The 10,919-nt window shown below is 36.1% G+C and carries 8 protein-coding genes; 4 read left to right on the top strand and 4 right to left on the bottom strand.

The genetic code is table 11. From position 1 onward, the window contains the following. Positions 1–773: 773 nt before the first annotated feature. Both GFU89_RS14480 and GFU89_RS14475 read right to left on the bottom strand, forming a co-directional pair. Positions 774–1,820 carry a PA0069 family radical SAM protein gene (locus GFU89_RS14480; RefSeq protein ID WP_318847798.1) on the bottom strand — a complete coding sequence of 349 codons (1,047 nt, stop codon included), beginning with the start codon at positions 1,818–1,820 and terminating at the stop codon, positions 774–776. Between the two features lie 123 nt (positions 1,821–1,943). Beyond that, positions 1,944–2,138 (bottom strand): hypothetical protein, encoded by a 195-nt coding sequence (locus GFU89_RS14475; RefSeq protein WP_047379954.1) that lies wholly within the window; start codon positions 2,136–2,138, stop codon positions 1,944–1,946. Between the two features lie 175 nt (positions 2,139–2,313). Between GFU89_RS14475 and GFU89_RS14470 the strand changes: the two genes are divergently transcribed. Continuing rightward, complete coding sequence (locus GFU89_RS14470; protein WP_105702202.1) at positions 2,314–2,664, top strand: hypothetical protein; 351 nt, start codon at positions 2,314–2,316, stop codon at positions 2,662–2,664. 97 nt (positions 2,665–2,761) lie between these two features. Here GFU89_RS14470 and GFU89_RS14465 read toward each other — a convergent pair whose 3' ends face one another. After that, on the bottom strand, positions 2,762–5,413 hold the full coding sequence (locus GFU89_RS14465) for a hypothetical protein (protein WP_318847797.1): 2,652 nt from the start codon (positions 5,411–5,413) through the stop codon (positions 2,762–2,764). Positions 5,414–5,444: 31 nt separating this feature from the next. After that, positions 5,445–6,242, bottom strand: coding sequence for a DUF2797 domain-containing protein (locus GFU89_RS14460; protein ID WP_318847796.1), 798 nt, complete (start codon positions 6,240–6,242; stop codon positions 5,445–5,447). Between the two features lie 89 nt (positions 6,243–6,331). On the opposite strand from GFU89_RS14460, the gene GFU89_RS14455 reads away from it, so the two are divergent. The 3 genes from GFU89_RS14455 to secA all read left to right on the top strand — a co-directional run bounded on the left by GFU89_RS14455 (position 6,332) and on the right by secA (position 10,919). After that, positions 6,332–7,360: a GDP-mannose 4,6-dehydratase gene (locus GFU89_RS14455; RefSeq protein ID WP_318847795.1), complete on the top strand. Its 1,029-nt coding sequence runs from the start codon at positions 6,332–6,334 to the stop codon at positions 7,358–7,360. A gap of 136 nt (positions 7,361–7,496) precedes the next feature. Next, the gene (locus GFU89_RS14450) at positions 7,497–7,718 is read left to right on the top strand and encodes a DUF2795 domain-containing protein (protein ID WP_002662059.1); all 222 of its coding nucleotides are present in this window, start codon (positions 7,497–7,499) and stop codon (positions 7,716–7,718) included. Between the two features lie 126 nt (positions 7,719–7,844). Beyond that, complete coding sequence (gene secA / locus GFU89_RS14445; protein WP_105702206.1) at positions 7,845–10,919, top strand: preprotein translocase subunit SecA; 3,075 nt, start codon at positions 7,845–7,847, stop codon at positions 10,917–10,919.

Here is a 10,919-nt window from a genome sequence, read left to right as displayed (position 1 = left end):
TGAGGGTTTGAGAGTAAGAGGTGGGAATGTATGATACAGAGTGCTGGATTCGGGATACGAGGTGCGGAGTGCAAGCGAAGGTGAGGGATTTCGGGGTTATTGTAATTAGTGCATATAATAAAGATGTAAGTTTTGGCTAAAGCTGGAGGAAAAAGATTCTTTGATCAAAAACGGGCTCCCTTCGGCTAAGCTCAGGAATATAGCCTGTTCTAATGAAGGAGTTTCTATTATGAACCACAGATGACACAGATTTTCGCAGATGATGATGTATATATATGTATACAAAGGAAACCATTTTGATGGAAATGGGTTAAAGATTATCTGCATTCATCAATTATTATAGATTAACCGCAGATGACACAGAATTCCGTAATCAGGAGGGAGATTGTCTTGACGAAAACGGCTAAATAGCGTTCTACTGGATAGAATAAACCCGGTATCTGTAATCTAAACCTCAGAACACGAAACCCGCAACGCCAACCTCGAATCCCACAACTCATAATTCATAACTTATAACTCATAATTCATCTCCTCTCCTAGCCCTGATAGAAATGGTTACCCCGCAGCTTGCGTGGAAGAGCCGATGAGTTTGAGCCAAGGAAAGCAGGGCGCGAGGAGTAGGAATGGATAGCAGGAGAATGCTCCTTAAAAATATTCGAGTACATACTATATATATGATACGTTGAAAACAAGTAGCAGCGGAAAGGTTATTAAGACAACTATTGAAAGCAGTTCTTATTTATATCATATATATAGGATCAATTAAATTATGATCAATCAAACAATCTCAATTGCTGATCGCGGGTTCCTGTAAAGTTAGCTGTTGAGAGCTTTGGAAATTCTTTACCATCGAAAAACTTCTTTCTGCCGATCTTAAAAGTTGTATGAATCATTTCAGCGATATTACCTTCTCCCCTTTGTCTTTCAAAATATCTTTTATCACCAAGCTTCCCACCTCTCATAGAACGGATAAGATTTAAGACTTTTTGTGCTCTGTCCGGAAAATGAGCTTCTATCCAATTAACAAAAACAGGTTCAACGGTATCATTTAACCTTACCAGGGTATATCCGAATCCTAAAGCTCCTGCATCAGAAATGGCTTTTAATATATTCAGCGGTTCATCGCTGTTGAGCCCGGGAATAATAGGAGCTACCATTACGTGTACGGGTATATTGTTTTCGGAAAGAATTTCTACGGCTTTTAATTTATTTTTTGCAGAACTCGTCCTCGGCTCCATCTTTCGTCTCAGTTCTTCATTGATGGTGGGAATACTTAAAGACACTGAAACGAGATTTTGCTCTGCCATTGGTTTTAAAATATCAAGATCTCTTAATACCATGGCATTTTTTGTCAGAATATTGACAGGGTGTCTGTAATCGAGACAAACCTGCAGTATTTTTCTCGTGATTTCAAATTGTCTTTCGGCCGGCTGATAGCAGTCTGTATTTCCGGATAGCAGAATTGGGGCTGCTTTATAGCCTCTTTTTTGAAAAAACTTCACCAGTAATTCGGGCGCATTTTTCTTTACCATGATTTTTCTTTCAAAATCAATTCCAGCACTATAGCCCCAGTACTCATGGGTGGGTCTTGCAAAGCAGTAGGAGCAACCATGTTCACATCCCTGATAAGGATTCACGGAATATTCCATCGGAAGATCTTCGCTTTTCACCTGATTAACAATTGTTTTGGGAAAAACTTCGGTAAAAGAAGTTTTTACAGTTTCGAAATCTTCATCTTCAGGTTCATAGGTATACCTGTCGAAACGATTGATAACGTTCCGCTGAGCTCCCTGACCTTTTATGAAATCTTCGTTTTGCATTCTTGTGTAAAATTAGAATGGAATTTGTATAAAATAATGAGTTTTAACATTAAAGTTTTCCACAAAAAAAATCCAACACTTTCAAAAGCGATGGATTTAAACATAATTAAATATATTTTTTTACTACTTCAGTGCGTAAAATTCGACTCCATGAGTTTCATCTTCTTGATTCTTTTCATCAAAGTGTCTGTGATAGTCCGAATAGGAATCACTATATTTTTTATCTTTTTTAGTCAATATTTTTTTTATGCTGATTAAACTTAATACTGCCAAAAGACCAACTCCTCCTGCCAGTAAAACTCCAACTTCTTTTTTCATATTTTCTTTGATTTAATATTGTTACCATTGCAAAAAGTATACCTATTTATTTTTTTTAAATTATAAATTTTGTTAACATTAAACTTTATTTTTATAAAAATTATAATCTGCTATTTTTCTTATATTTAAAGATTGTAATGGTTTAATTATTGTACTTAACAAGAAAAATATTATTATGGAAAATCCAGAAAACATCGACAGAATGACGACCTTAAGCGAAGTCATGAAAACGCTTTCTGAAAGGGGAATACAGAGAGAATTCAGGATGAATGAGAATTGTGAAATGAAGTTTGAAAATTCTGAGAAAGTTTATCAGCCTGCAGAATTGGTGATTTTAAAAACATATCGTTTTGAAGGAGACAGCAATCCTGATGATAGCGCAGTGCTTTATGTAGTAAAAGATGGTGCCGGAAACCGTGGGATGATTATAGATTCATACGGAGCAGACAGTAATTATCCCGGAGAAGAGTTTGATAAGTTTCTAAGAGATATTCCTATATTGGAAAGTGATGAGTTCAATTTTTAAACTGAACCTATTCTATATTAATTCTTTAAACCATTAAGCTTAATTTAAAAGGCTGTTTGTTTCTAGACGATCGTTACATCTTAATGGTTTAAAGAAATTATTCTCCGGAATTTTCTTTTTTCTTGAATATATTGTTCAGAAAACCTTTCTTTTCCTTTTTTTCTACTTCCGGTTTCGGAGCCTCTTTTTTATTTTTGATCTCCTGCTTTATTTCTTTTACAGACTGTTTCATATCTTTCACGGAAGAAACGGCCTCTTTTACTTTTTTTTCTGTCTTTTCTACATTTTTACCAATGAGCGTTTTCTTCAATCCTTGTTCAATTCCTTTCCAAAACAGATTAAAGAAAGATTTTGTCGGGTCACGTTCTACATTTTCGACGGTAACGGCTTCAGGGAAACTGCCTGAATTTGATTTCAGAAAAACATTGGCAACGGCCGTGAGAAACCCTTTTTTCTCGTGATTATTCTTATTGAGTACCGCAATTTTCAGATCTTTATGTTTAAGATTAAAGGTTCCGTGTAATCCTGCAGGATTGCCTTTAAAATTAAAAAGCATTTCCTGAATTGTTCCTGCTGTAGCCGTCACATGAAGATAAGGTCTGATAAACGGGTTGATTCCACTGGCGGGAAGATTTGTAGTTTTCCCTGAAATGTTAAAATTATCGTTCTTATCGGCAACATCGAAGTTCCAGTTTACGGAAAGAGGTGACAGATTCATGAATGAACAATTGATTTTAATGTCCATTTTTGTGGGTTTTCCCTTTATTTTAGCAGAATTCAGGTTTCTGACATTCATATTAAAGTTACTGAATATCAGTTTTCCAGGTCCCATACTTTCCGGAGTGTCTTCTTCATAGACCAATACTGAGTTTTTCAGATCAAGATTATTGATGGTCATCGGAATTTTAATGGATCGCAGCATTTTGGAATACAATGCTTTTATTTTTGGATCGTCTTTCGGAATTTTACTCCTGAAAATATTGGCATCTGCCGACTGGATCGTGACATGGGAAGCGTTCACCATTTTATGATGAGAAAACAGATCCCACGTTCCTTCTGCAATTATTTGTCCGGCTTTTATATCATACAAATCTCTTTCAACGGGGATCATTTTGATAAACTGTGCTCTCGAAACGAGAGGTTTCATTGCAAAATTATTGACTTGAACTTTATTTTTATTAAGCTTAAGAAGCCCTAAACTCATGTTGTAGAACTGTGTTTTGTAAGCCAAATTCCGAGTGGTGAGATAATAATCTTTAACCTTAAAGGATAACCCTTGTTGATTTGGCTTGGGCGCTAGTTCAATAGCATTAAGTGTGGCATTCAAATCATGAAAAACCACGGGCTCCTTTCCGTTATCATAGGTAATATTTGAATTTTTCAAAGACATTTTCCCTATAACAACAGATTGTATGATGCCGGGTTCCGGAGTTTTATTTTGCTTCTTCTCCCCTGCTTTGACCGTTCCATTTACATTCTCTAGAAGAACATCTTTGAGATCAAGGTTTATTTTTTTATTAAGAAATTCAAGTTTATTAATATTAAAAGCAATGTGATTTGTCTTTATATCTGCTGTTGTTTTTCCTGTTGACGGAGTTTCTGATGTCAGCAGAACATCCATGATTTCTCCGCTTTTAGGGCTCAATGCAAAACTTCTTATAGAGATATTTTGATGATTGGAATACTGGATATCTTTTCCGGAAAACAAAAAATCTTTATATCCGATAGGAATTATCTGTTGTGCGCTTTCTTTATTAAACATCAGCTGATTGATATTCAGATTAAGATTTCCAACAGACAAAAGTTTATTTCCATCCGGTTTATTGATCTGAACTACAGCATTATTCAGTTTTATATTTTTTAAATCAACCTCAAAGCTGGAGTTTTTATTATTTTTTATCGCTTTTACCCCTGTATTATACACTGTAAAAGAAGGATTTTGAAAGTCTGCATTGGCAAGCGACACCTTATTTTTAGTCAAAACCACATCTTTGAATTCCATTTTTGGAACATTAAATTCAAATAACTGGGGCTTTTTAGGATAAAACTTTTTAAACTGAGTGAAAGAAAGAAGCGGAGTCATCCTGAAATTTTCAACTGACATCTGTCCGTCACTTGTATTGATCCTACTAATGGTAATGGCATAGGTTTCATCGGGACGGAAAAAGAATTTCTCTCCTTTAATGCTGTATCTGTCAAAAACTACAGGAAGTTTATCTTCAACAGATTCTTCTGTCATTTGTAAGTTTTCTACAAACAGATCCAGTTGGTCCACAGATAAAAATTTTTGCTTTGTATGCTTAAAAACGGCAATCTTACCACCATTGATTCTTATATTTTCAAATAAGAACGGACTTGTCTTTTTTCCGGTTTTCCTATCAACCGGTTTTGCAAGGATGATATTTAAATTAGGTTTTGCCAGCAAGAGATCTGAAGAGCTTATTCTTTTATTAAAAATAGCATCATAGATCCCAAAACGGTTTATTTTAAGAGTATCAATAGTTCCCTGCAGTCCAATAACGTCGGTATTTTGAGGATCTTTACTATTGACAGAAATTCCGGAAGCAAAGATATTTCCGGTACCTAAATCTACATCCAGGGTTTTATAAGAAACTTTATAATTGGTATTCTTTTTTATGTATTCCGGAAGCTGGGTTTTAAGCCATATATTCAGTCCGAAATTCGCAGCAAGAAGAATTCCTGCCAGGATTCCGAAACTTATCAATAGTCTTTTAACCCATTTTCTCATATTTTGTAATTTGGTTTTATTTTTTCATTGATCAATTCCTTATTTCAAGGTCAATCACATAGCCTTCATGTCCCCTTACATTGATGAAATTTCCTCCTTCAAATCCAAGATACTGTCCTTTGATTCCTGTAAGTTTTCCAGTAAATTCAGGTTTTTTATCTAATGTAAATGAAGTCACCTTTGCTGGTTTTTCAAAAGGATAATCGAACATCCACAATTCCTCGCCCTCACTATAGAATTTCTGAAAATCTTCGGGGAAATATTCTTTTATCTTCTGTCTGAAGTCCGCAAGGTCTATTTCTCCTTCAAAATCATCCTGCAGCATTTTTCGCCAATTGGTTTTGTCTGATAAATGATCTTTTAAAGCCACTTCTATCATTCCTGCTTCATAGCGGTTTTCTGTTCTTGCTATAGGTAATGCAAAAGTTGCACCCTGATCAATCCATCTCGTAGGAATCTGGGTATTTCTCGTGACTCCAACTTTTACGTCCCCGGTATAAGCCAGATACACCGTGTGCGGCTGAAGCTGAATTTGTTTTTCAACCTCCAGATCTCGTTCTGCAACTCCTAAATGTGCTGTAGAAAGCTCCGGACGGATAATGGTATCACTTGCATAAGGACTTTCAAAAAAACAGCTTTTGCAGAATCCCATCCTGTAAATAGGTTTATTTTCCCCACAGTTTACACACTGGAATCCGGTATGCCTGACACTTAACTCCTTTCCAATCAACTCATTCATATGAATCAGATCCCCTGAAAGATTGAGATAGTATTGGATTGGCTTTGCATCGTAACTTGTCATCTTTAAAATTTGCCCTTGAAACTGCATATTATATTTATATTACTTTTTTAAGTAAATTTAATGATTATATTTTTCAAAAAGTAAAATTTATATTTTTGTACTCATAAAAAATACAAATGGTTTATCTTGTAACAGGCGGTAGTGGGTTCATCGGATCTCATTTAATTGAACGATTATTAAGAAATGGACATTCTGTCATAAACATTGACAATTTTGATGATTTCTATAACTATCAAGTAAAAATTAAAAATACTTTAGAGTCAATTGGTAAAATTTCGGATTTTGAATACTCAGACAAAGAGACTGATATCCGCCAATTGATTTCACTTACTCATTCTGACCAATATTCCCTCTATTGGCAGGATATCCGAGACCAGAAAGGTCTTGAAAACATCTTTAAAAGCCACCATATTGATATGGTGATTCATCTGGCTGCACTTGCTGGTGTACGCCCTTCCATTGAGCGTCCTTTAGAATATGAAGAAGTAAATGTAAGAGGCACAATGAATCTTTGGGAACTGTGTAAAGATTTTAATATTAAAAAATTTATTTGTGCCTCCTCGTCAAGTGTTTATGGAAACAATGAAAAAGTTCCTTTTGCGGAAACAGACAATGTAGACAATCCTATATCACCTTATGCAGCTACCAAAAAAAGCGGAGAAATCATAGGACATGTTTATCATAATCTATATCATATAGATATGATCCAGCTTAGGTTCTTCACGGTATATGGACCAAGACAAAGACCAGACCTCGCAATACATAAATTTGTAAAGCTCATTTCAGAAGATCAGGAAATTCCTTTTTATGGTGACGGAAATACTGCCAGGGACTATACTTATATAGATGATATTATTGACGGCATTACCAAGTCTATCCTTTATCTGGAAACCAATTCCGGGGTTTATGAAGTGCTTAACCTAGGAGAAAATCAGGTGATCACTTTATCTGAGATGGTTGCCACTATAGAAAGTGTATTGGGAAAAACTGCCACTAGAAAAATTCTGCCAATGCAGCCCGGAGATGTCACAAAAACGAATGCAGATATTACAAAAGCAAAGGATTTAATAGGGTATAAACCGGCCACAGACTTCCAAAATGGCATAAAAAAATTTGTGGAATGGTTTTTGAGAAAACGACATTAAGTAAATTGCTGACATAGCTGCCATTCAGTTTGTGACAGTCGTTTATAAGAAAAAATTATAAAAAGAATTGAAAATCAAGTATAAAAAAGTTTATTATACAACCTATTTTTATACTTTTGCAAAAAATTAGAAAATTATGTACTGGACATTAGAATTAGCTTCATATTTAAGTGACGCACCTTGGCCAATGACAAAAGCAGAGCTTATTGACTACGCGATCAGAACTGGTGCACCTATGGAGGTAGTAGAAAACCTTCAGGCAATCGAAGACGAAGGAGAGATTTATGAATCTATCGAGGAAGTATGGAGCGACTATCCTACTGACGAGGATTTCCTTTGGAACGAGGACGAATATTAATAAAGCGATAAGCTTTAGGCTGCGTGCTTAGAGCTTTTTTGCCCTTTTTTATATATTAATTCACACGATAAGCGTGTCATTTAAAACGCTTAAAGCATCTTGCATTAAGCATAAAGCAAAAAATTTATGAGTTTTTTAAACAAAGTTCTTAAAGGGTTTTTGGGAGACAAAAAAGCGCAGGACCTAAAAGAAGTAAAAAAAGTTGTAACAAAAATCAAGGCTGTAGAACCTAACATCCAACAATTGACGGATGATGGGCTGAGACAAAAAACGGCTGAGTTTAAAGAGAATATAAAATCTGCAACCAGCAAGATCACAGCTCAAATAGAACAGACAAAAGAGCAGATAAAAAATTCAACGAACGTTGACGAAAAAGAAGCTCTTTTTTCAAAAATTGAAGTTCTAAAGAAAGAATCATACGAAATTGAAGAGAAAGTTCTTATCCAGGTTCTTCCCGAAGCTTTTGCATTGATCAAAGAAACGGCAAGAAGATGGGCTCAGAACGGAGAGATCCGTGTAACAGCAAGTGACTGGGACAGAGAACTGGCTGCTGCAGGAAAAGATTTCGTTAGTATTCAGGGAGACACAGCTGTTTGGAAAAACTCATGGGACGCTGCCGGAACTCCAGTAGTTTGGGATATGGTCCACTATGATGTTCAGTTTATCGGAGGGGTTATTCTTCACAGCGGTAAAATTGCCGAGATGGCAACCGGTGAAGGTAAAACTTTGGTAGGAACATTACCTATTTACTTAAATTCACTTCCGGAAAGAGGAGTACACGTTGTAACCGTGAACGATTATCTTGCAAAAAGAGACTCCGCATGGATGGGTCCTCTTTATCAGTTCCACGGAATGTCTATCGATTGTATCGACAACCACCAGCCGAACTCAGACGGAAGAAGAAAAGCATACAACTCAGATATTACTTACGGAACCAACAATGAATTCGGTTTCGATTACCTGAGAGATAATATGGTGACATCACCTTCAGAATTGGTACAAAGAGAATTGAACTTTGCTATCGTGGATGAAGTTGACTCTGTATTGGTAGATGATGCAAGAACGCCATTGATCATTTCCGGTCCGGTTCCTCAGGGAGACAGACAGGAGTTTGATGTTCTTAAACCTTCTATCGACAGAATTGTTGAAGTACAAAAGAAAACTGTTTCTGTTATTTTCAACGAAGCGAAAAAATTAATCGCTGCAGGAAATACAAAAGAAGGTGGTTTCAAATTGCTTCAGGCATACAGAGGTCTTCCAAAAAACAGACAATTAATCAAATTCTTATCGGAAAGCGGAAACAGAGCATTGCTTCAGAAAGTTGAATCGCAATATATGCAGGACAACAACCGTGATATGCCGATCGTAGATAAAGATCTTTACTTCGTAATTGAGGAAAAAAACAATCAGGTAGACCTTACAGACAAAGGTGTTGAATATATGTCTCAAGGAAATTCTGATGCTAACTTCTTCGTTCTTCCTGATATCGGGACTGAAATTGCTGAAGTAGAAGCTAAGAATCTTTCTAAAGAGGAAGAATTTGAAGCGAAAGAAAGACTTTTCTCTGACTTTGCTGAAAAATCTGAGCGTGTTCACACAATGAGCCAGCTATTGAAAGCATACACATTATTTGAAAAAGATGATGAATATGTAGTAATTGATGGCGAGGTAAAAATCGTTGATGAGCAGACAGGACGTATCATGGAGGGACGTCGTTATTCTGATGGTCTTCACCAGGCAATTGAAGCAAAAGAAAATGTAAAAATTGAGGCTGCTACTCAAACTTTTGCAACAGTTACGCTTCAGAACTATTTCCGTATGTACAACAAACTTGCGGGGATGACTGGTACGGCTGAAACTGAGGCTGGAGAACTTTGGGAGATCTACAAATTAGACGTAGTGGTAATTCCTACCAACCGTGTTATTTTAAGAGATGATAAACAAGATTTAGTTTTCAAAACTAACAGAGAAAAATACAATGCAGTAATTGAAGAAATTGAAAAATTAACCGCAGCAAGAAGACCTGTTTTGGTAGGTACAACTTCTGTTGAAATCTCTCAATTATTATCAAAGGCACTTCAATTAAGAAAAATTCCGCACCAGGTATTGAACGCGAAACTTCACAAGAAAGAAGCAGAAATTGTAGCAGGAGCAGGACAGCCGGGAGTGGTAACTATTGCAACCAACATGGCGGGTCGTGGTACGGATATCAAGCTTTCTAAAGAAGTAAAAGAAGCAGGAGGTTTAGCTATTATCGGTACTGAAAGACATGATTCAAGACGTGTTGACAGACAGCTGAGAGGTAGAGCGGGACGTCAGGGAGATCCTGGAAGTTCTCAGTTCTATGTATCTCTTGAAGATAACCTGATGCGTTTGTTCGGTTCTGAGAGAATCGCTAAAATGATGGACAGAATGGGTCATAAAGATGGTGAAGTTATTCAGCATTCTATGATCAGCAAGTCTATCGAAAGAGCGCAGAAAAAAGTAGAAGAGAATAACTTCGGAACAAGAAAGAGACTTCTTGAGTATGATGACGTAATGAACAAACAGCGTGACGTAATCTATAAGAGAAGAAAGAATGCTCTGTTCGGAGACCACCTGAAGTATGATATCACCAATATGATTTTTGATGTTGCCAATTCTATCGTTGCGAAAGGAAAAGCTAATGGAAATTATAAAGATTTTGAATTTGAAATAATCAAGCATTTCACAATGGCTTCTCCTGTTTCTGAAAGTGATTTCAGTAATAAGCAAGTTCCAGAATTAACGGATATCTTATTCAAGGCTGCTCAGGAAGATTACGCAATGAAATTGAACTTATTGAAAGAAAAATCATTCCCAATCATTGAGAATGTATACCAAAATCAAGGTTCAATGTTCAAAATGATCCAGGTACCTTTCACAGACGGACACAAAACAATGACTATCGTAGCTGATCTTAAAGAAGCTTATGATACGCAGTGTGAAAGTTTGGTGAATGACTTCGAAAAGAATATCACATTATCAATCATTGATGAAAACTGGAAGCTTCACCTTCGTGAGATGGACGACTTAAGAAGATCTTCACAAGGAGCCGTTTACGAGCAGAAAGATCCGCTTGTTATCTATAAGCAGGAATCTTTCCACTTATTCAGTGAAATGATCGACAAATTGAACAAAGAAATTATTTCTTTCTTATACAAAGGAGAAATTCCAGCTTAA

It is taken from the genome of Chryseobacterium sp. JV558, from assembly GCF_033712365.1.
GTDB lineage: Bacteria > Bacteroidota > Bacteroidia > Flavobacteriales > Weeksellaceae > Chryseobacterium.
Note: the sequence above shows the minus strand (reverse complement) of the source record. Positions and strands in the feature narration are given on the sequence as shown.

What these genes read in the sequence shown, in the direction of transcription:
- GFU89_RS14450 (WP_002662059.1), top strand. Translation starts at nt 7,497, where the DNA reads ATGTACTGGACATTAGAATTAGCTTCATATTTAAGTGACGCACCTTGG.
- GFU89_RS14475 (WP_047379954.1), bottom strand. Translation starts at nt 2,138, where the DNA reads ATGAAAAAAGAAGTTGGAGTTTTACTGGCAGGAGGAGTTGGTCTTTTG.
- GFU89_RS14460 (WP_318847796.1), bottom strand. Translation starts at nt 6,242, where the DNA reads ATGCAGTTTCAAGGGCAAATTTTAAAGATGACAAGTTACGATGCAAAG.
- secA (WP_105702206.1), top strand. Translation starts at nt 7,845, where the DNA reads ATGAGTTTTTTAAACAAAGTTCTTAAAGGGTTTTTGGGAGACAAAAAA.
- GFU89_RS14465 (WP_318847797.1), bottom strand. Translation starts at nt 5,413, where the DNA reads ATGAGAAAATGGGTTAAAAGACTATTGATAAGTTTCGGAATCCTGGCA.
- GFU89_RS14480 (WP_318847798.1), bottom strand. Translation starts at nt 1,820, where the DNA reads ATGCAAAACGAAGATTTCATAAAAGGTCAGGGAGCTCAGCGGAACGTT.
- GFU89_RS14455 (WP_318847795.1), top strand. Translation starts at nt 6,332, where the DNA reads ATGGTTTATCTTGTAACAGGCGGTAGTGGGTTCATCGGATCTCATTTA.
- GFU89_RS14470 (WP_105702202.1), top strand. Translation starts at nt 2,314, where the DNA reads ATGGAAAATCCAGAAAACATCGACAGAATGACGACCTTAAGCGAAGTC.